The 19490-nt window shown below is 61.3% G+C and carries 16 protein-coding genes; 8 read left to right on the top strand and 8 right to left on the bottom strand.

What is annotated here, in order from left to right:
• Window positions 1-5: 5 nt before the first annotated feature.
• The 3 genes from EWR20_RS03110 to EWR20_RS03100 are packed head-to-tail and all read right to left on the bottom strand — an operon-like array spanning window position 6 to window position 3193.
• On the bottom strand, window positions 6-1082 hold the full coding sequence (locus EWR20_RS03110; protein WP_238147535.1) for a FecCD family ABC transporter permease: 1077 nt from the start codon (window positions 1080-1082) through the stop codon (window positions 6-8).
• A complete protein-coding gene (locus tag EWR20_RS03105) occupies window positions 1079-2119 on the bottom strand; it encodes a FecCD family ABC transporter permease (protein ID WP_129358889.1) in 1041 nt (346 codons plus the stop codon). The genes EWR20_RS03110 and EWR20_RS03105 overlap by 4 nt, the downstream gene beginning before the upstream one ends.
• Before the next feature lie 12 nt (window positions 2120-2131).
• Window positions 2132-3193, bottom strand: a complete 1062-nt coding sequence (locus tag EWR20_RS03100) for an ABC transporter substrate-binding protein (protein WP_129358887.1) — start codon at window positions 3191-3193, stop codon at window positions 2132-2134.
• A 270-nt stretch (window positions 3194-3463) separates the two neighbouring features.
• Here EWR20_RS03100 and EWR20_RS03095 point away from each other — a divergent pair, with 270 nt between their 5' ends.
• The 4 genes from EWR20_RS03095 (at window position 3464) to EWR20_RS03080 (ending at window position 7484) form a co-directional block, all read left to right on the top strand.
• Entirely contained in the window at window positions 3464-4198 is a 735-nt protein-coding gene (locus tag EWR20_RS03095) for an HAD family hydrolase (protein WP_129358885.1), read from the top strand.
• Between the two features lie 272 nt (window positions 4199-4470).
• The gene (locus EWR20_RS03090; protein WP_129358883.1) at window positions 4471-5163 is read left to right on the top strand and encodes a hypothetical protein; all 693 of its coding nucleotides are present in this window, start codon (window positions 4471-4473) and stop codon (window positions 5161-5163) included.
• Between the two features lie 57 nt (window positions 5164-5220).
• A complete protein-coding gene (locus EWR20_RS03085) occupies window positions 5221-6723 on the top strand; it encodes an FGGY-family carbohydrate kinase (RefSeq protein WP_129358881.1) in 1503 nt (500 codons plus the stop codon).
• Between the two features lie 14 nt (window positions 6724-6737).
• Window positions 6738-7484, top strand: coding sequence for a GolD/DthD family dehydrogenase (locus EWR20_RS03080; protein ID WP_129358879.1), 747 nt, complete (start codon window positions 6738-6740; stop codon window positions 7482-7484).
• 81 nt (window positions 7485-7565) lie between these two features.
• Here EWR20_RS03080 and xylB read toward each other — a convergent pair whose 3' ends face one another.
• From xylB to EWR20_RS03060, 4 genes are all read right to left on the bottom strand, one after another.
• On the bottom strand, window positions 7566-8954 hold the full coding sequence (gene xylB, locus EWR20_RS03075; protein ID WP_129358877.1) for a xylulokinase: 1389 nt from the start codon (window positions 8952-8954) through the stop codon (window positions 7566-7568).
• 89 nt (window positions 8955-9043) lie between these two features.
• Window positions 9044-10549 carry a mannitol dehydrogenase family protein gene (locus tag EWR20_RS03070; protein WP_129358875.1) on the bottom strand — a complete coding sequence of 502 codons (1506 nt, stop codon included), beginning with the start codon at window positions 10547-10549 and terminating at the stop codon, window positions 9044-9046.
• Window positions 10550-10618: 69 nt separating this feature from the next.
• The gene (locus tag EWR20_RS03065; protein ID WP_129358873.1) at window positions 10619-12310 is read right to left on the bottom strand and encodes a dihydroxyacetone kinase family protein; all 1692 of its coding nucleotides are present in this window, start codon (window positions 12308-12310) and stop codon (window positions 10619-10621) included.
• A gap of 129 nt (window positions 12311-12439) precedes the next feature.
• Window positions 12440-13534, bottom strand: a complete 1095-nt coding sequence (locus EWR20_RS03060; RefSeq protein WP_129358871.1) for a zinc-binding dehydrogenase — start codon at window positions 13532-13534, stop codon at window positions 12440-12442.
• A 143-nt stretch (window positions 13535-13677) separates the two neighbouring features.
• Between EWR20_RS03060 and EWR20_RS03055 the strand changes: the two genes are divergently transcribed.
• Window positions 13678-14625, top strand: a complete 948-nt coding sequence (locus tag EWR20_RS03055) for a sugar-binding transcriptional regulator (protein ID WP_129358869.1) — start codon at window positions 13678-13680, stop codon at window positions 14623-14625.
• Window positions 14626-14867: 242 nt separating this feature from the next.
• Here EWR20_RS03055 and EWR20_RS03050 read toward each other — a convergent pair whose 3' ends face one another.
• Window positions 14868-16289, bottom strand: a complete 1422-nt coding sequence (locus tag EWR20_RS03050; protein ID WP_129358867.1) for an RbtT/DalT/CsbX family MFS transporter — start codon at window positions 16287-16289, stop codon at window positions 14868-14870.
• A 412-nt stretch (window positions 16290-16701) separates the two neighbouring features.
• Here EWR20_RS03050 and EWR20_RS03045 point away from each other — a divergent pair, with 412 nt between their 5' ends.
• The 3 genes from EWR20_RS03045 to EWR20_RS03035 all read left to right on the top strand — a co-directional run bounded on the left by EWR20_RS03045 (window position 16702) and on the right by EWR20_RS03035 (window position 19485).
• A complete protein-coding gene (locus EWR20_RS03045; protein ID WP_129358865.1) occupies window positions 16702-17589 on the top strand; it encodes a MetQ/NlpA family ABC transporter substrate-binding protein in 888 nt (295 codons plus the stop codon).
• Window positions 17590-17716: 127 nt separating this feature from the next.
• Complete coding sequence (locus EWR20_RS03040) at window positions 17717-18775, top strand: methionine ABC transporter ATP-binding protein (RefSeq protein ID WP_371811918.1); 1059 nt, start codon at window positions 17717-17719, stop codon at window positions 18773-18775.
• Window positions 18772-19485, top strand: a complete 714-nt coding sequence (locus tag EWR20_RS03035) for a methionine ABC transporter permease (RefSeq protein WP_238147534.1) — start codon at window positions 18772-18774, stop codon at window positions 19483-19485. The genes EWR20_RS03040 and EWR20_RS03035 overlap by 4 nt, the downstream gene beginning before the upstream one ends.
• Window positions 19486-19490: the final 5 nt, after the last annotated feature.

Below are 19490 nucleotides of genomic sequence, written 5' to 3'. Positions count from 1 at the left end.
AAGGATCAGGACCTCTCTTTCTGGGCTGCGGCGACCAGCCACAGCAGAATGGGCGCACCCACGATGCCGGTCACGACGCCGACGGGGAGCCGACCGCCCGGAATCAGATTTGCGGCGACGAAGTCGGCCAGGACAACGATGGTCGCGCCGATGAGCGCGGAAGCAGTCACGGAGTGTCTACCGCCCACGCATTTGCGGGCAATCGGCCCGGAGACGAATGCGACGAAAGTGATCGGCCCCGTCATGGCGACCGCGAAGGCCACCAACGCAACGGCCAGAGCCACGTAGAGCCACCGGGTCACGGTCACGGGAACACCGAGCCCCGAAGCCAGTTCGTCTCCCACCTCCAGAGAGTGAAGGTTCTTGGAGAAAATTGCGATCAGGGGCAGGACGATCACCAGGACGACGCCAAGCATCGAGATTCGCTGCCAATTAGCGGACCCGAGCGAGCCGGTCAGCCAGATTGCGGCATCTGCAGCTTTGTAGATGTTCACGCGAGACAGCAGGTAATTGGCCAGAGCCACCGCGAGGACTGATATGCCGAGGCCGATCAGGATGAAACGGTTGCCGACCATCCCTTCACGCCCGATGGACAGGCTGAAGATTACGACCACGCACACCACGGCGCCGATCAGACCGCCTACGGCCATCCCGGTTCCGGCCGCGCCGAACAAGGAAACCGCGACTATGGCCCCGAGACTCGCGGAAGAATTCACGCCGATAATGTCCGGGCTGGCCAGAGGGTTGCGGAGGAGCAGTTGGAAGATTGCTCCGGCGGAGCCGAAGGCGAGCCCCGCGAAGGCCCCCAGAATCGCATGGGGAAGCTTGTCTTGCAGAACGATGAACTTTGCACCGGCCGCACCCGGAATGGTCTTGCCGGAAAGAATCGAGAAGAAGTCAGGAATTGTGACCGTATAGGTACCGAGGAGGACCCGGACCGCGATGGCACCCAGCAGGGCCACGGCGAGAGCGACGACGGCCACGACAGGTCGCGCGGCTCTGCGGCGTCGCATCGCAGCCACATCGTAGGCCAGGGTGCCTTCTGGCTTCTTCTCGGTCCGGTCTTTGACGGTAACGCTCATAGGTTGACCGCCTTCCGTGAACGGATGAGGTAGATGAATATCGGGACCCCGACGATCGCCATGGTCACGCCGACTTCGATTTCCGTGGGCGGCAGGAGGACTCGCCCGACGACGTCGGCCCACAGGAGGACGACGGGACCTGCGAATAAGCTCAAGGGCATGATCCACCGGTAATCGGGGCCGATCACCGCACGCAGAGCATGCGGAATCATCAGACCGAGGAACGCGATGGGCCCGGCGAGGGCAACCGCACTTCCGCACAAGGCAGTGATTCCCACGAAGATGACGAATCTTTTGAGGGCGACTTTCTCGCCCAAGGACTTCGCCATGTCGTCGCCCAAAGCAAAGTTATTGATCGAGGATGCAAGGCCCACGGTCAGCACGAGCCCGAGCGCGATCAAGGGCAGAACCGTCAGTAGATCGCCGTAGGTCGCCCGGGAGAGGGAGCCGATCTGCCAGTGCCGGAATTCGTCCAGGGTTTCCTGTCCTTGCAGAATCAAGGCGTTCGTCACCGACAACGCGCCCGCACTGAAGGCCGCACCCACCAGGGCCAGCTTGATCGGCGTCGCCCCTTCCCGACCTATGCTTGCGATGGCATACACCAGTACTGCCGCAAAAGCGGCACCGACCAGCGCCCACACCGCATAGGCCGCGGCACCCGAAGCACCCACGAGGGCGATTCCGAGAACGACGAAGCATGTAGCCCCGGAATTGATACCGAGAATCGCCGGATCGCCCAGTGGGTTGCGGGTGACGCCCTGCATCGCGGCGCCGGCGGTCGCGAGGACGGCTCCGATCACGACTCCGATGACTGTCCGGCTGAGACGACCGGACATGATGACGGATTCCGGGGATCCCGAGCTGGGATCCAGGAGAGCGTCAAGTGCGGAGACCGGATTGACGGGTTTTGAGCCGATGAACAGGGATCCCAGGACTGCTATGAGAAAAAGGGCGAGTACGCCGACCAGGACCGCGCCCCTGCGGGACCGCTCTTTGGCCGGCGTACTGTGTCGAAGGGATTCGACTGCTGTGGACATCAACGATTCGAACTACTTCTTGCCGTTCGTCACGGCGTCGGCGATCTGCTTGACGAAATCGGTCTCGTCCAGGAGCCATTCGATACCCAACGGGGTATTGCCCATGCCGAGGCCCTGCTTCTTGTCGTAATCCAGAACAGCAGCGTCCTTGGCTACTGCGGGAATTTGCTTGAGGACATCATTGGATTTGATTTTTTCAATGCTTTCGGCCGAATCGACCCACGAGTACAGCATGTCCGAGCTCAACTCGGATGCACGCTCGTTGGACCAGGTGCCGTAGAAAGTCTCCGCCTTGACGGACTTGGCGGCATCGGACATCTTCATACCGAGGGTCTGCAGGAAGTTCACGCGACCATCGCCTTCCGTGTAGACGCTGATCGTAGGCTGCGCCTCGGACACGGAAAGATTGGACGCTACGAAGGTCGCATCCTTGAGCTGTCCGTACTTGCCGGCCTCATCGCTCAACTTGGATTCGACCTTCTTGACCACGTCTTCGGCGGCGGAGCTTCGCCCCAGCGCTTTCCCGATGGTGCGGGTCGAGTCCTGCCACGGGACCATCCAGCCGTCCTTGTGGTCCTTGTTGTAGACAACCACGGGAGCGATTTCCTTGAGCTTGTCGAAAGTCTCCTGGTCCATGCTGCCGACCGCGGACACGATGAGGTCCGGCGAGAGCTTGGCGATCTCTTCGAAATTGGTCCCATCGGTTTCCGAGAAGCGAGTGGGCAACTCGCCGCCGAGCTCCTTGACCTTGTCGTCGAACCAGTCGGTCGAGTGGTTGTCGTTCTCGCCCCAACCCACGTAACCCGAACCGATCGGCACTACACCCAAGGCGAGCACGATCTCGGCATTGATCCAGCCAAGGCCGACAATTTTCTTGGGCTCGGATTCGATTGTGGTTTCACCGAACGACGACTCAAGGGTTACCGGGAAGGCGTCGGCATCGGCCGAGGACGACCCGCCGGAGGACGAAGAATCCTTGTTGTCGTTGGAACCCGTCGAGCAACCAGCAAGAGCGAGCGCGGCAGCCGAAGCGGCAGCCGCCTTCAGGAAGGTGCCACGAGAAATGGAAACCATAATGTGTTTTATCTCCTATGAAGCTGGGGCCCGAGTCGCCCCCAAATGGGTCCGAACCGCGAGGGTTCAAGTATTGATGAGGATGCCAAGTCAGGCACCAATTCGCCGATGATCTAAGGCAAGCCTCATCATACTATGGCCTGGGCGTAATTAGCATAGGTAATTGTGACGAAAAGGGTATATCCGCCGAGATGTCGGCCTCGGGTTGCTGACGGCTAGCCTTGACAACCTCTGCTCGCATGGACGGCTCCATCCTGGAAGGATGGAGGTATGACTTTCACTCGCCGATCTGCGCCCCTGAGCCCCTCCACTTTTCCCGCCGACTGGACTCCTACCACCGTGGTTTTCGATTGCGACGGAGTCCTCATGGACACCGAGAAATCATGGGTCGCGACCATTGCCCGGGTCAGCCACGACCTCGGACTGGACAGCCCTCAAATCCTCGCCGACAAACTGACGGCCCTGCCCGCCTCGACGATCGCCGAGGCCCTAGCCCGTGAAGAGCTACCCGACGATGCGCCGCAGGCGGAGATCGAAGGCCGCGGATCGGAGATCCTGTCACTGCTGTCCGACTTGGACGTTCAACGCATCGAACAGGGAGTCGATCTCATTCCGGGTGCAATGGAGCTGGTCCGCGAGTGTTCCGAGGTGCTGCCCGTCGGAGTCGCTTCCAATTCCACGCGAGCAATTCTCGACGCCAAGCTGGAAACCACAGGGTTCAAGCATTTCCTAGGAACATGGGTTTCCTGTGACGACGTACCTCACGGCAAACCTGAACCAGATATGTACGTGAAGGCAGTGAAAGACCTCAAGGGCTCGTGCGACCGCGCACTGACATTCGAAGATTCCGGTCCAGGCGCCACGGCGGCCGTTGCGGCTGGAACCCGGGTTGTCGTCCTCGCCGAGGACGTCAGCGCTTCTCCCCCAGCGCACTTTGCGACGTCGAGCTTCGAAGACCCCGAATTCCGTCAGTCCATGCGTACTTGGCTGGGAGCTGCAGGTTAGGACGGACCCGGCATACGCGGATCGCCGTTTAACGAGGCAACACCCGGAAGATTCGAGGCTCGCACTTCCTCGAATCGCCGGGTGTTGCCTTGTCAGGGTAACCAACCCTTCTGAAATTTTGGTGCACCCGAGCTGAGTCGATCCTGAAAATCGAGTTCGCTGCCGGCTACCGGCGCCCGGGTTACAACCCATCGTCAACCGGCCTACCATGGAAAGACAGGATATCCACGACGTTCCGGAATGTCGCAGACGGTCGAAGGGAGTTTCCGGTCATGAGCAGCACCCGAGATGCCAGAAACGGCCCGGAAGGCGAATACGAGGCTCCGACCTACGGCATCAGAATCCCTGAGTCCGAGTGGACCGGCTCGATGCTTTCCCCGACCGGCGAACAGTCCGAGCCACGGGAGCCCCAAAGCCTCCGCGCTCGCGCAACCGCGTACCGACGCATGGTCGGTGGACTCTCCTTCGCCAGCTGCATGCTCGGCATTCTCATGGTCTTCGGGCTCGTTGCGGCCGCGCATCCTCGCTGGGCGTTTGTGGGGATCGCCCCGTTATTGGTAGGTATCGCGGGGCTTGTGTCCGTGCGCTGGCGTCTTGCGCCGGCCTTCCGAGATCAAGAGGGCCGCAAACCCACGCGCTACATGAGCCGATGGTTCTGGGCGCCCGTGATCATGGTTGTTCTCAGCGCGGCGTTCTTCGTGGTCAGCTACATGGTCCCTCGTTGGATGGAGGGCTCCGACGCTGTTCTCGTGCGCAATCACGTCGTAATGTGGTCCGAGTTGGGATTCCTGTTTCTCCTCCTGGCAAGCCTGTCCGCGGGCCTCATTGCGCTGGGCCTGTGGAGCACACCGGATCACGACGACGCAATTCTCCGCCAGACGGATTATGCCGAACGCCGCCGTGCCAAAGACAGCGGCCAAAGCCGAGATCTTTACGATTCCGATTGGATCAAGGGCAACGGATAGCGATACAAACCGTCCTCCGAATGGCCCTGCCATGTGATCTGTACCAATATGGACTACATGGCAGCATCTGCATTCTTCGGTCTCGACGTCGGCACATCCAGTACCAAGGCGGTCCTGGTCTCTCCCGAGGGCATGGTCCTCGACTCACGAACACTTGAGCACGAGGTCGAACGATTGCCCAACGGCGTCGTCCAAATGGACATGAACATCTGGTGGAATGAATTCCGGGAACTCTACGCGGATCTCGTCCGTATCAACGCCGTGCAGGTCCGAGGCATCGGCGTATCCGGGATGGGCCCGTGCATCGGAGTCGCGACCGGTGACGCGCCGATCGCTCCGGCTGCCCTCTACGGGGTGGACTACCGGGCACGCGATGAGATCGAGGAAATCTCCGCAGAGCTCGGACAACTGGAAATCCTCAAGCATTTCGATTCCCAGCTCACGTCCCAGGCAGGCGGCCCCAAACTTTTGTGGTTCGCCAAGCGATACCCAGAGGCATTCGCCGAGGGTGTTCGCTTCTACATGCCGTCCAGCTGGATCATCCAGCATCTGACGGGCGAATACGTTCTGGATCGCCACTCCGCGAGCCAGTGCACACCCCTGTATGACCCGGAAACCCAGGAATGGGACACCGAGATGTCCGAACGCTTCGCCGCCGGTGTGGAATTGCCCCGGCTCGGCTGGAGCAACGATATTTGCTCCAGGACGCGACCCGTCGAGGATTTGCCCGAACTCGAAGAGGGTATCCCGGTGATTTACGGCAGTATCGACGCTTGGTCAGAACAGGAATCGGTCGGAGCCACCGACGACGGCGAGCTGTTCCTCATGTACGGGACCACGCTATTCCTCATCGCCAATTCCCGCGAGCGCCTCCGCCACTCGTCCATGTGGGGAACGACCGGAACTCGACGAGGCACCCGCAACCTCGCGGGTGGATTGGCCACGTCGGGGGCGCTTACCCAGTGGTTTCGGGAGATATCCGGAGTCCAGGACTACGCCCGGCTCATCGAGGCCGCCGGACAGGTCAGTCCGGGGTCGGATGGCCTCCTGACGTTGCCGTACTTCGCGGGAGAGCGGACACCCATCCAGGACCCCGACGCACGGGGCGTCATGATCGGGCTCACCGTCGAGCACGGCCGCGGGCATGTGTACCGATCCCTCCTCGAGGCCACGGCCTTCGCTGTCCGACACAATATCGAGGTTATGGAGAAGGCAGGCGCGAGCATCGAATCCATTACCTGCGCGGGCGGCGGTGTCGGATCGGACCTCTGGCCGCAGATCGTCTCTGACGTCACGGGTCGGCCTCAACGCATCCACCGATACAGCGTGGGGGCTGCATACGGGGACGCCTTCATGGTCGCCCAGACGCTCGGCGTCGTGGCGAATCTCGACGATTGGAACCCTGTCGAAAAAGTCATTGAGCCACACGAAATTCCCGTCTACGACGCCCTCTACGAGGACTATCGCAGCCTGTACGAGGCGACCGCGCAGATTCAGCATCACTTGGCCGGGCTGGGCAGCGGACAAGCCCGCGCATCCGACCCGCCGACCGACTCATAACCCAAGGAGTAGAAATGACCGAGAAATCTTTTGCCGGCAAGATCGCGATCGTCACGGGAGCCGCGAGCGGTATCGGCGCGGCCATCGCCGAGCACCTGGCCGAAAAGGGCGCGCGCATAGCCGGCGTGGATGTCTCGCCCGCTCTCGACGACGCCTTGGCGTCCCTCCCGGGTGAAGGCCACGCGGGGTTCCGCGCCGACCTTTCGGATCCGGAGGAAGCGGTCCGCGTGGTCGACGGCGTCGTCGACCGACTCGGCACGCCGCACATCCTGGTCAATTCGGCTGGCGTGGTCTTTCTCAATCCTGCGACGGATCTCGCCGCCGAGGATTGGAAGAAGACCATCAACATCAACCTGAGCGGCTCGTTCTACATGGCCCAAGCGGCCGGGCGCGTCATGACGACCGCAGGCTACGGGCGCATCATCAATCTCGCCTCACAGGGGGCAGTCGTCGGATTGGACCAGCACGCGGCCTACTGTGCATCCAAAGCGGGAATCGTGGGGTTGACCCGCGTTCTCTCGCTCGAGTGGGCTCCCCGTGGTGTCACGGTCAATGCGGTCTCCCCGACGATTGTCGAAACACCTTTGGGCAAGAAGGCTTGGGCCGGGGAAAAAGGCGAGCGGGCCAAGGAGCAGATCCCGGCGGGCCGGTTCGCGCTGCCCGAAGAGGTCGCCGCGATGGTCGGCTACCTCGCCTCCGACGACGCCGCGATGGTGACGGGATCCAATATGATCATCGACGGTGGCTACACGAGCGTCTGACCGATGCGGGGGGGGGCCGACCTCCCGCCGTGGAGATCCTTCGGAGGCCGGCCCGCTTCGGGTCTCAAACCTCCCCAGGGCTTACTTCGCGTCAGGGTAGAGACGATTGCGGAACTCTATGTACCGCTCGTACACCTCGGGCGTAGGATCCGCGATGACTTCCTCGGTATTCGCGGTTTCCCACACCGGGGGCTCGGTCTCGCCGGAAAGGACCCAAGCAGCCTGGCGGGCAGCCCCCAATGCGACGAATTCGCGGGACTCGGGCAACAGAATGGGGCCGCCGATCACTCCGGCGAGAATCTTCTGGAAGGCCTCGGACTTGGCGCCGCCACCGATCAGCAGGACGCGTTGGGGTTCGGTCCCGGTCTGTTTCTGCACTTTCTTGAGGCACTCGGCCATCGAACAGGCTAGGCCCTCCATCATTGCGCGGGCCATGTTCTGACGGGAGAACTCCGAGCCGAGTTCGAGGAATTGTGCACGAGCTTCCGGCAGATTGGGGGTCCTCTCCCCCGCGAAGTACGGGACGAAGACCGCGCCCCCAGATCCCGGCTCCGCAGCCAGGGCCAGAGCCGAGAGCTCTTCGTGGCCGATTCCCAGAAGGTCTGCGGCCCTGTCGAAGACCTGCGCGCCGTTCAGTGTGGTGGCCAGCGGCAGGTAGCGACCGGACGCGTCCGCGAATCCCGAGATCGACCCCGAGGCATCGTGTGACGGCACATCGCTGACCACGGCCACGACCCCGGAAGTGCCTATCGAGATACTGACATCACCCGGTTTCATGCCGAGCCCGAGCGCGGCTGCGGCGTTGTCCCCCGTGCCCGGGCCGATCAGCGCTCCCGAGGCTGTCTTGCCCACGACTTGATGCGGCTCTGCCAGGCGCGGCAGGCTGACGTCATGCCCGGCGGCCCACGCGGCGACCTCAGGCAGCCATTCGCGAGCGGAAGGATCGTAGTACGAGGTTCCGGAAGCCTCGCCGTGGTCGGTCCAAAGCTCATCCGATTCATTGAGTATCCACGTCAAATAGTCGTGCGGCAGAGCAATCCGATCGATGCGTTCGGCATTTTCCGGTTCATTCTCCCGGACCCATAGGACCTTGGTCGCGGTATAGGAGGCCACGGGCACGCTGCCGGTTCGACGCGCGGCCTCGTCCGGCCCTCCGAGCCACGCAAGCAACTCTTCGGCCTGCGGTGCCGAACGGGTATCGTTCCACAAGAGTGCAGGGCGGATGACCTCGCCGGCGTCGTCGAGTAGAACCATGCCGTGCTGCTGGCCGCCGATCGCCACGGCTGAGGCACGAGGCAGAAGCTCCTCGGTGACCTCCTCGATCGCGCTGACCCAGGCAGCGGGGTCCACTTCGGTGCCCTCCGGGTGGCTCGCGCGCCGCTCGTCGACAACCTCACCGGTCGCCGCATCGACCAGAACGGCCTTGCAGGACTGGGTGGAGGAATCCACGCCCAAGACGTAAGTGCTCATGCAGAACGCTCCTTCACAACAACTTGTGGCATTGAAAGTCCCCGGCAGGTGCATAGTTACCCGCCGGGGACCCGCAATGCCACGGTATATCAATCGGCCAGGAGCTTCTCCAACGTCTTCAGGCTGCCCACCTCATGCAATGAGCGAAGAACCTTGACGTATTCCTCCGTGAACCGCGATTGCTCAGCCAAGTCACCGAAGAAATCCTTGTCCCGCAAGAATGCGAGTTCATCGTCCTTCTGCGCCTGCGCCGCAGCCCGGACTTTGTCTTCGGCGTTGTCCACGATCTTGATGGGGCGTCCTTGCTCATCGATCCCTTCGGCGTAACGGGCCCAACTGGCCACAATGGCTGCCGAAAGACGGACGTCCCCGCCGTCCCGCAAGTTGTCCTGGACCACCGGGATCAACCATTTGGGAATACGATCCGAAGATTCGGCACACAGGCGCGGAACGGTGTCCTTGACGTACTTATTCGTGAAACGGCTGATCAGGGTACGAGCGTACTCGTCGACGTCGATACCTTCCAACGGATCGAGTGTTGGTTTCGCTTCCCTCATCATGTAGGCCATGAGGAAATCGGCAATCAGCGGATTCGAAACGGCTTCATCGACCTTGTGGTAACCGGCCAGATGCGCGAAATAGCACAGTCCCTGGTGCGATGAATTCAGCATCCGAAGCTTGAGCTTCTCATACGGTTCGACGTCATCGACCATCTGCACTTCGACGTCCTCATACGGCGGGCGGCCGTTGACGAAGTCGTCCTCCATGACCCACTGGATGAAGTCCTCGGTGACCACCGGCCACCCGTCTTCGTATCCGAAGGTGTCCTGAACGTACGTCCGGTCTTCGTCGGTCGTGGCCGGCGTGATGCGGTCGACCATGGAATTCGGGAAGCTCACGTGCTCCTCGATCCATCCTGCGAGCTCGGCGTCCAAAGCCCTCGCATGCGCCGTGAAGACGTTCTTGGCCATATCGCCGTTGGCCTGAATATTGTCACAGCTACGGACAGTAAATGGCGTGATGCCACGCTCCCGGCGCAGCTTCAGAGCCTGCGTGACCAGGCCGAATACCGTACGCGGATGCTCGGGATCTGCCAGATCGGCGGCGACCAACGGGTTTTCGAGGTCGTAGGCGTGCGTGACCTGGTTGAAGTTGTATCCACCCTCGGTCACGGTCAGCGAAACGATCTTGATACTTTCCTGGGCCAAGTATTCGACCGCCCCGGCTGGATCCTCCGGCGCCCACACGTAATCGATGATCGATCCGATCACTCGAGTGTCCTCGTGGCCATCCGGGAAGCGCGCGACCAGAGTGTAGAGGTAATCCTGCTCGGCCAAGGTATCGCGCATGAATTTGTCATTGGGCAGAACGCCCATGCCGCAGATGGCAAAATCTTTGGCCTCTCCCTGAGTGAACAGCTCGTCCAAGTACCGTGCCTGATGAGCGCGGTGGAAGCCGCCGACTCCGAAGTGCACGACGCCGACGCTCAATTCGTTCCGGTCATAGGCCGGAATCCGGAAGGTGCTGCCTTCGACGAGGCGGGACTGCGCGGTCCGATCGATCTCCTGCAGGGTGGAATTCTTGAGTTTGACCATGGTTGCGGCCTTTCCGTGGCGAGCGGCTTTTCCCGGCAGCTCGCCCTCGATACTTAAGGGGGACTGTGGCTAGAGGCTCTTGCCGAGAAGCTCGAGGATCATCGACATCGAGATCGCTCCGGGATCCGGATGGCCGACCGATTTTTCGGCTAGCGGGCGGGCACGTCCTTTTTGGGGCCGGAGTTCAGCGGTCTTCTCGGCACTGTCCTTGGCCGCCTCTGTCGCCTTTCCCCAGGCCTCGCTGAGATCGCCTTCCTGGGACTCGAGCGTATCCGCGAAGGGCAAAAGGGCATCCAACAGGGTCTTGTCCCCAACTTTGGCACCTCCCAGGGTGACCATGGAATCGGCGAAAGTGCGGACGGCACGGACCAAGTCTTCGTCCGTGAAGCTCTCGGCGGCGTCGTCGATCGTGTTGGCGGCCGCTTCGAGTGAAGCGCCCCAGAGAACACCCGACGTTCCGCCGGCCTGCATGGCCCAAGAGCGTCCCGCGGCTTTGATCAGCGACGCCGGGCCGGCCTTCTCGGGCGCTTCCTTGACGGTGGTCAGTGCGGCATCGCTGCCTTTGACCATACCGCGCCCGTGGTCGCCGTCGCCGGCGTAGGAATCGATTTCGCCGAGGTACGTCTCCTGGTCGTGCATCAGTTCTGCAACCAAGGCGACCGCCTTGCGAACGCGCTCGGAGATCTCGAGTGCTGCTGGGCTGGCTTCGACGAGAGACTCCTCGTCGAGCGCAGAAACCTTACCCTCGTAGGTCTCCTCGATGGTCTCCAGCGGCGCCGACTGCTTGCGGTATGCAGCGGCGTAGGCGTCCGCGGTCCAGAGAGGCTCCAACTCGTCGTCGAGCCACAGGACGGTCAGGGAGACTCCGCCCATGTCGAGGCTCGTGACCAGCTCGCCGACTTCGGGGTCCACAATCTCGTATCCCGCTTCGCGCAGCAGCGGAGCGATCGTGCGGTAGAGGAGGAAAAGCTCCTCGTACTTGGTGGTCCCGAGTCCGTTGACGATCACGCCGATGCGTCCGCCGGGATTTTCGGGCGCATCCTTGAGCACGGTGCGTACCAGAAGCCGGCCGAGCTCGGCAGCCGAGGGGCGAACGTCGTCGCGTATCCCGGGTTCACCGTGAATCCCGAGGCCTACGCCCATTTGTCCCGTCTTGACCTCGAACAGCGGTGTTTTGGCGCCAGGCATCGTGCACCCGGAGAATGCCACGCCGAGTGTGCGCGTCCGTCGGTTGGTCAGATTTCCGAGCCGCTCGACCTCGTCCAGGCTCTTGCCCGCCGCCGCGGCCGCGCCCATCGCCTTGAATACCGTGAAATCGCCCGCAATTCCTCGACGATTGTCGAACTCAGGGTCGGAAGCAATGTCGTCCTTGACCACCACGACCCGGGTGTCGATCCCTTCGGCGCGCAACATTTTTGCGGCAATACCGAAGTTCATGTTGTCGCCCGCGTAATTGCCGAACGTCAGGACGACGCCCTTGCCCTGGTCAGCCGCTTTGGCCACCGAATACACGTGGGCAGCAGACGGTGAGGTGAAAATGTTGCCGACCACCGCCCCGGAGGCGAAACCGGGGCCCACGAGACCAGCGAAGGCCGGATAGTGGCCGGAACCGCCGCCGACGATCACCGCGACCTGGGGAGTTTTCGGGGGCAGAGAAATCACTCCACCCGGGACCTGAGCCAACCGGTCCGAATACAAATCGACGAATCCTTCGAGCTGTTCATCGGAGAATTCGGCGGGATCATTGTAAAGCTTGGTCATGGGAGCGGTCTCCTCCTGGTGATCTCCGGGTGAGGCGCGAGCCGCTGACCCGGTTGTCAGGTGTGCGGGTGGCCCTGGCGTCGGGCCGCTTCGTGCGGGCCGGAATGCTCCGGCCCGCATTAGGGCTGATTACGGCTGGGGAAGGATCGAGACCTTGATGGACGAGCCTGCCGAATCGGCGACGCTGTCCAGGGCCTCCTGGAACTTCTCCAACGGGAACTGGTGCGTGCAGACTTCATCGAGCGGCAATTTGCCGGACTCGATGAGGCTGATGGCCTTCGGCCACGTGTACGGCCCGAGGTGGGCGCCCAGAACGCTGAGCTCTTTGTCATCCGAAATGATGGACCAATCCACGGACACATCCTGGCCGAAGACCGAGTACTCGACGTAAGTTCCGAGCTTGCGGAGGAGGTTGAGACCCTGCCCGACAGCTGATGGATGACCCGTGCACTCGATGTAGACATCGGCACCGTATCCGTCGGTCATCTCCTTGATCTTTGCAACCGCGTCCTCGTTGGCGATGTTGATGGTCATGTCCGCGCCGCACTTCTTCGCGAGCGCGAGCTTGGCGTCGTCCATGTCCAAGGAAATGATCTTGAGAGGATTCTTCTCGCGGACGCCCATGATCGCGCCCAATCCGATGGGGCCTGCGCCGGCGACCACGACGACGTCCTCGAACTTGATGTTCGCGCGCTCGACTGCGTGGAGCGAGCAAGCAAGAGGCTCGGCGAATGCGGCGTGCTGAGGCTTCACGTCTCTGGAAATCTTGTGAACCCGTGCGCGTTTGGGAACGAGCATGTACTCGGCCATTCCACCATTGAAGTTGCGGAAACCGAACATGTCATGCGGTCCGCACATCCAGTACTCGCCACGGAGGCAGAAGCGGCATTCCTCGCACGGAACGATCTGCTCGACGACAATCCGGTCGCCTTCGTGGACTCCGTGGTAGTTGAAAGCCTGGTCCGTTCCTGAGACCACGGTTCCGGTGATCTCGTGACCGGGGATGATGTCTTCCTGGGCCCACTGCGGACGGTTCTCGTCGCCCCAGAACTTCACGGCCCCGTGATAGCACTTCAGATCGGAGGCGCACACTCCCACCGCCTCGACCTTGATGATCAAGTCATCGGTACCGAGTTGCGGTACCGGTCGGGTCTCCAGGGTGTAGTCCTCGGGCTTATTGCAAACGACTGCTCGCATCTCGGTCGGTAGAGCGGTGGTGCTCATGGTCACTCCTTTGTGTCGCACGCGTATGTCACGCACCACACATTCTTGAAGACCCGAGCACATATGTCAAGCACATATGTTCACATCGTGAGTGATCGGGGTTACGATGTAGCGAAACCTATAGCACTACGAGCGAGTACTTCATGGATGACAAGAAGAACCTCAGGGACCTGTACGACGTCGATCGCCTCTACGCGGTTGCGCGCATGTACTACGAGGAAGAAAAAGGCCAATCCGCCATCGCGGAGGCTTTCAAGGTCTCGCGGCCAACCGTCAGTCGCATGCTGACGCACGCCCGGACCATCGGCATGGTGCAGATCCGGATAGTCCATCCGGACGCCGAGGGTCGCTCCGACCTGGCCGAGAGGCTCCGCTCCGCCCTGCATCTCGAAGAGGTTTACCTCGCCCGAGGCATGCAGCCCTCGACCATGGGCCAGGGAATGCTCCCGCCGGTGCAACGGGCGCTCGACGCCATGCACCTCGCACCGGGCGACGCGCTCGTCATCTCGTCCGGAATGGCGCTCTACGGCATAGCCCAAATGCGGCTTTCACGCCTCGATGGGGTCAAGTTGGTCCCTTCCGTCGGCGGTGTCTCCGAACCGGAGGCCTGGCACCAGACCAACGAGATCGTTCGCATGCTCGCGCAGAGCACGGGAAGCACACATTCCCCCCTCTTCGCGAGCGCAATCCCGTCCAAAAGCATTTACCAAGCCCTGCAAAAGGATGAATCCTTCGCGGAGGTTCGTCGGCTCTGGAGCTCCGCGAAAGGAGCGCTCGTCGGCATCGGCTCTCCGACGACGGGCCGAACCTCGCTGTCTTCCGCGATCCCGAAGGACAGCTTGCCCGATTCGATCGGCGACGTCTGCCTGCACTTTTTCAACAGGGAGGGCCGAGAGCTTACCTTCCCTGGCTCCGAGCGGACCGTCCGCATTCCCACAAAGGACCTTGCCGCCATCCCTTTCTCGACCGCAGTGGCCGTGGGCGAGGAAAAGTGCTGGTCCATCGTGACCGCGGCGTCCATGAAATACTTCCGCCGGCTGGTCACGGACGAAGCCACGGCGACGCATATCCTGCGCGCGCTGCGCACTTAAAACGGGAGGCACCGCCCGGGTCGACCTAGCCAAGCCCCAAAGCAATGAGCTTCGTCGCCGAAGCCTCATGAAGCCGAGGAACAGACCTATTCATTGAAGGGTCTTCGAGCCGGTGCTGAACCGTTGGATTCTCCCTGAAACGGTCCCCGAAGGCTGAGGGCCCCGGGAGAAAAACCCTTAAACGATCGACGCCCATGTGCCACCGATCTGGGCAACACATGGGCGTCGTATCCTCGAACCGTCTAGTCGCGGCTGTCCGGTTGCTGGATTGTCACGTTGTTTTCGTTAGCCTCCTGGATCGCGAGGGCCTGGGTATCGGCCTCCTTGATCTTGCGGCGATGCTCCGGATCGTCCTGCTCGGTGCGCAAATGGCCGACCATGATGAAGGCGCAGGCGTACAAAGCCACGAATGCCCAAATCACGGTGGAATTCTGGGCAAAACTGCTCATGCCCATTGCACCGGTGATGTTCAGGACGATGGCGACCACGGCGGTCCCCAAGAAGGTGGCGCCGCCCGCGGCGGTGGTATACATGGCCATAGCGGCGCCGCGGTGATCAGGGGCGTTGGCCGGCATGATGGCCCCCATCGGCACGAAGCCCGCCAGGAATATGCCATAGCAGATACCGGCGATCACGGCGAGAATGTATCCCCAGTTGGACCCTGCGGGCACCATGTGGGGCACGTACCACCACGCGAGCAACGAAACCGCGGAGGCGAAGACGCCGAACCAACGGACCGTTGTGACCCAGCCGAGGCGGTCGCCCAAGTTACCGAAGAACGCATTGAACAGAATGTTTCCTGCGTAGACGCACACCGTCATCGCGAGCCAGCGAGACTGCCCCCAGCCCAATGTCGTACTGATCACCGCGGGCATGATGATGAACATGCCGAACTCGGGTGCGGTGTTGATCAAACGAACCAGGAAGCCTTGAAGGACCTTGCTGTTGGTGAAAGTCAGGCGAAGGCCCGAGAGGATCACCTGCGAAGCGGTCTCACCCTCGGGGGCAATACGGCGTTTTCCCTTCTCGTCATGGCATCCGAACCACACGAGCAGGAAGCCGACGATGTTGAGAACGCAGGAGAAAATGATCGCTCCGGACTCGCCGACCACGCCACCGCCAAAGGTTGGGATGGCGCCGATGGCGACCAACGAGCCGAGGGTCGGCAGACCACCGGTGAACATCACGTAGAACCAGCCAATGGCGGTACCGGCCTTGGACTTCAACGCGGTGATGTTGACCCACACCAAGAAGGAGAAGGTGAACAATGGCATGCCGAATCCGCGGAAGAAATAGGTGACCGCAACCAGCCAGAAGATCCCGCTGGCCATGGCCAGGAGGAATCCGATCTGGAAGACGGCCCACACGAGGAAGCCGATGAGCATAACCCTCTTCGGCCCAATGAGGTCGGAAAGAGCGCCGGAAAGGTAGCTGCCCACCGCCACGGCCAAGGAATACGAGGCGATAATCCCGGCGACAGCACTCTCAGGGCTGTGCAGAACCTCCACGAGGTGCGGGGTCAAAATATTCGACTCGACACCGAGGCCGGTCATGAACAGCAGGACTCCGAGGAAGCCCCACTTGAGAACCGAAGGTATGCCGATACGGTCGAGGTAATGCCCTTCGACCTTGAGAGGTACCGAAGGATCTGCGGTGGAAGACATAAGGTGCTCCTTCTTGGGGGCTCGACGTCCGTCCCCGTTGACAAACTCCACCTACGGGACCTCGCCGTCATCCGGTGATGGTAAAGAACGTGAGGCGTCCCACAGGCATGCGGTTAGCTTAGGCGCGGATCGCCACTTCGCACAACCGTTCTGAACAAATGTGCACGCGGATAGCGTCCTGGGAGAAGACCGACCTGACCTCCCGGCTGGAAAATGCGCGCCCTTGGCAACGGCGCAGCCCCCGCCTTCCGTCAATATTTCGAATTATGACGCCCCGTGAAAGGTGTGACTACACATCTCCGTCGCTTCAGTTCAGGGTCCGAGCGCGTGTTGTAATGGGGCTGACGCGGAGGCTCCGGGCCATTCCGTCGACCCCAAAAACTCACCGCACCGAGTAGAGAGATTCATAGCCGTGAAGAAAAAACTTGGCGCCCTCCTGGCGATTGTTCCCTTAACCCTTGGGCTTGCCGCATGCGGGGGCAACGACACCCCCAGCGGCCCCGAAACCAAAGACGGCAAGACGGTCGTGAAGGTCGCCATCGCCAAGGAAATGGAAGTCAATACCGCCCTCAAGGAAGAGGCTGCCAAGCAGGACATCGACATCGAGTACAAAGAGCTCGACAACTACACCGAGGCCAACCCGCAGTTGACGCAGGGTCAGGTTGACCTGAACTGGTTCCAGCACATCTCCTACTTGGCCAATTACAACGTCGACAACGACGACGATCTTCAGATCGTCGGGCCCACCGCGATCTTCCCGATGGGCCTCTACTCGAAGAACCACAAGTCCCTCGACGAGATCCCGGAGGGCGGAAAGATCGCAATCCCGAACGACGCGGTCAATCAGGCTCGCGCGATCAACGTCCTGAAGTCGGCAAATCTTCTGAAGCTCAAGAGCGATACTCTCCAGCCGACCGAAAACGACATCGACAAGGACAACTCCAAGGTGACCGTGACCTCGGTCGAAGCGAACCAGACCGTGACCTCGATGTCCTCGGTGGATGGTTCCGTGGTCAACAACGACTTCCTCGATGATGCAGACCTCGATCCCAAGAATGCCCTCTTCCAGGACGACGCATCCCAGGATTCGGCCCTCCCGTACGTCAACCTGTTCGTCGCACAGAAGGGGCAGGAGGACAACGAGACGTACAAGAAGATCGTGGACATCTACCACAGCAAGCCCGTTCAGGACGCCCAGCAGAAATCGTCCAAGAACACCGCCGTCGTGGTGGACACCGACGTCAACAAGTTGCGCGACGTCCAGAAGAAACTCGAGGACGAGAACAAAGAAAAGAAGTAAACCAGAGTTTCACCACTCGTCTCGGTGATCGACGCCGGCCCGACAGCTCAGCTGCCGGCCGGCGTCGTCCGCTCTCACGGTGTGAAACGATCGAACCCCTCAACAGTCGACAAGCAAGGGAATGCACATGACCGAGCACACGAGTCCCGTGTCCGAGGCGCACTCTTCGGACATGGTGGTCCTCGATCACGTCTCCAAGGTATTCAAAACCGGGAAGAACCCCGTCAGAGCCGTGGACGACGTCTCGCTCACGATCAAGCGTGGACAGATCTACGCGATCATCGGCTATTCAGGTGCCGGAAAGTCCACATTGGTCCGCCTGATCAACGGCCTGGAAGCCACCACATCGGGAACCTTGACGGTGGAGAATACGACAATCTCAGGGGCCAAGGAGGCCGACCTGCGCAAGGCCCGAACCAATATCGGCATGATCTTCCAGCAGTTCAACCTCATGAACTCAAAGACCGTTTCCGGTAACGTCGATTTCCCGCTCAAAGTAGCGGGCTGGTCGGGTGACCGCCGCAAGAAGCGGGTCGAGGAGCTCCTGGAGTTCGTGGGGCTGGGTGAGAAGGCCAAAAGCTACCCCGATCAGCTGTCGGGTGGTCAGAAACAGCGCGTCGGCATTGCCCGCGCCCTCGCGACCGAGCCCTCTCTTCTCCTCGCCGACGAATCCACTTCCGCGCTGGATCCTGAAACCACGGAGGAAGTTCTCGGACTTCTGAAGAAAGTCAACGAAGATCTGGGGATCACCGTCGTCGTGATCACCCACGAAATGGACGTCGTCGCCTCGATCGCGGACCGAGTGGCCGTGATGGAGAAGGGCAAGGTCGTGGAAGAAGGCAATGTCTACGACGTCTTTTCGAATCCTCAGACCGCGCCCGCTCGGAGGTTCGTGTCCACGACCGTCAAACCGACCCCTTCCGGCGACCGAGCCAGCGAGTTGATGGAGCGCCACCGTGGCTTCCTCGTCAGCGTCGAGGTCACGGACCAGACCGAATTGGGAGATGTCCTCTCACGGCTCGGTGATCGCAACGTGCGCTTCAACATCGTCGAGGGCGGCCTGGAAACCCTCCAGGGACGCACCTACGGAAAGCTCACCCTTGAGCTGCTGGGCGAGGTCTCCGCGGTCGATGCCGCCGTTGAACAGCTGAAACTCGTTACACTCGTCCAGGAGGTGCGCGCATGATGTCGCTGAATCCCCACTCCCTCATCGCCGCCACCATCGAGGCAAAGCCCAAGACCGACTGGAGCGAGGTCCGCCCTGATCTGGTGCAGGCGACCTTGGAAACCATCCAAATGGTCGCGATCACCATGGTGATCGCGGGCATCGGAGGGTTCCTGATCGGTTTGCTGCTGTACACGACCCGTCGCGGGAATATCTTGCAGAACAGGCCCCTGAATTGGGTCCTCAACCTCGTGGTGAACTTCGTTCGCCCCATTCCTTTCATCATCCTTCTCGTTGCCCTGGGGCCAGTGATGCTCGCGACCATCGGCACCACGATCGAGATGAAGGCCGCCGTATTCGGCATGGTCGTCGCCGCGATCTTCGCCGTCGCGCGGATCGTGGAGCAGAACTTGGTGTCGATCGACCCGGGAGTGATCGAAGCAGCCCGGGCCATGGGTGCCTCAAAGGCTCGCATCATGTTCTCGGTCATCCTTCCCGAGGCTCTCGGCCCGCTCGTTCTCGGTTACACGTTCCTGCTCATCGGTGTCGTCGACATGTCCGCAATGGCGGGTTACATCGGCGCCGGCGGCCTGGGCGATTACGCACTGTCCAAGGGCTACCAGCGTTTCAACTGGGATATCACCATGGCTTCCGTGCTGATCATCATCGTGATGGTCCAGTTCGTTCAGCTTTTCGGAAACTGGCTCGCCCGCAAGATTATGCGGCGATAGTCCGT

The sequence above is a fragment of the Rothia uropygioeca genome, from assembly GCF_004136585.1.
Lineage (GTDB): Bacteria > Actinomycetota > Actinomycetes > Actinomycetales > Micrococcaceae > Rothia.
The sequence above is the reverse complement of the archived record's forward strand: the minus strand, read 5'-3'. Positions and strand labels throughout refer to the sequence as shown.

Coding starts and splice junctions, on each gene's coding strand:
- EWR20_RS03095 (WP_129358885.1), top strand. CDS start 3,464: ATGACTTTCACTCGCCGATCTGCGCCCCTGAGCCCCTCCACTTTTCCC.
- xylB (WP_129358877.1), bottom strand. CDS start 8,954: ATGAGCACTTACGTCTTGGGCGTGGATTCCTCCACCCAGTCCTGCAAG.
- EWR20_RS03105 (WP_129358889.1), bottom strand. CDS start 2,119: ATGTCCACAGCAGTCGAATCCCTTCGACACAGTACGCCGGCCAAAGAG.
- EWR20_RS03070 (WP_129358875.1), bottom strand. CDS start 10,549: ATGGTCAAACTCAAGAATTCCACCCTGCAGGAGATCGATCGGACCGCG.
- EWR20_RS03040 (WP_371811918.1), top strand. CDS start 17,717: ATGACCGAGCACACGAGTCCCGTGTCCGAGGCGCACTCTTCGGACATG.
- EWR20_RS03090 (WP_129358883.1), top strand. CDS start 4,471: ATGAGCAGCACCCGAGATGCCAGAAACGGCCCGGAAGGCGAATACGAG.
- EWR20_RS03050 (WP_129358867.1), bottom strand. CDS start 16,289: ATGTCTTCCACCGCAGATCCTTCGGTACCTCTCAAGGTCGAAGGGCAT.
- EWR20_RS03055 (WP_129358869.1), top strand. CDS start 13,678: ATGGATGACAAGAAGAACCTCAGGGACCTGTACGACGTCGATCGCCTC.
- EWR20_RS03100 (WP_129358887.1), bottom strand. CDS start 3,193: ATGGTTTCCATTTCTCGTGGCACCTTCCTGAAGGCGGCTGCCGCTTCG.
- EWR20_RS03110 (WP_238147535.1), bottom strand. CDS start 1,082: ATGAGCGTTACCGTCAAAGACCGGACCGAGAAGAAGCCAGAAGGCACC.
- EWR20_RS03065 (WP_129358873.1), bottom strand. CDS start 12,310: ATGACCAAGCTTTACAATGATCCCGCCGAATTCTCCGATGAACAGCTC.
- EWR20_RS03060 (WP_129358871.1), bottom strand. CDS start 13,534: ATGAGCACCACCGCTCTACCGACCGAGATGCGAGCAGTCGTTTGCAAT.
- EWR20_RS03035 (WP_238147534.1), top strand. CDS start 18,772: ATGATGTCGCTGAATCCCCACTCCCTCATCGCCGCCACCATCGAGGCA.
- EWR20_RS03080 (WP_129358879.1), top strand. CDS start 6,738: ATGACCGAGAAATCTTTTGCCGGCAAGATCGCGATCGTCACGGGAGCC.
- EWR20_RS03085 (WP_129358881.1), top strand. CDS start 5,221: ATGGCAGCATCTGCATTCTTCGGTCTCGACGTCGGCACATCCAGTACC.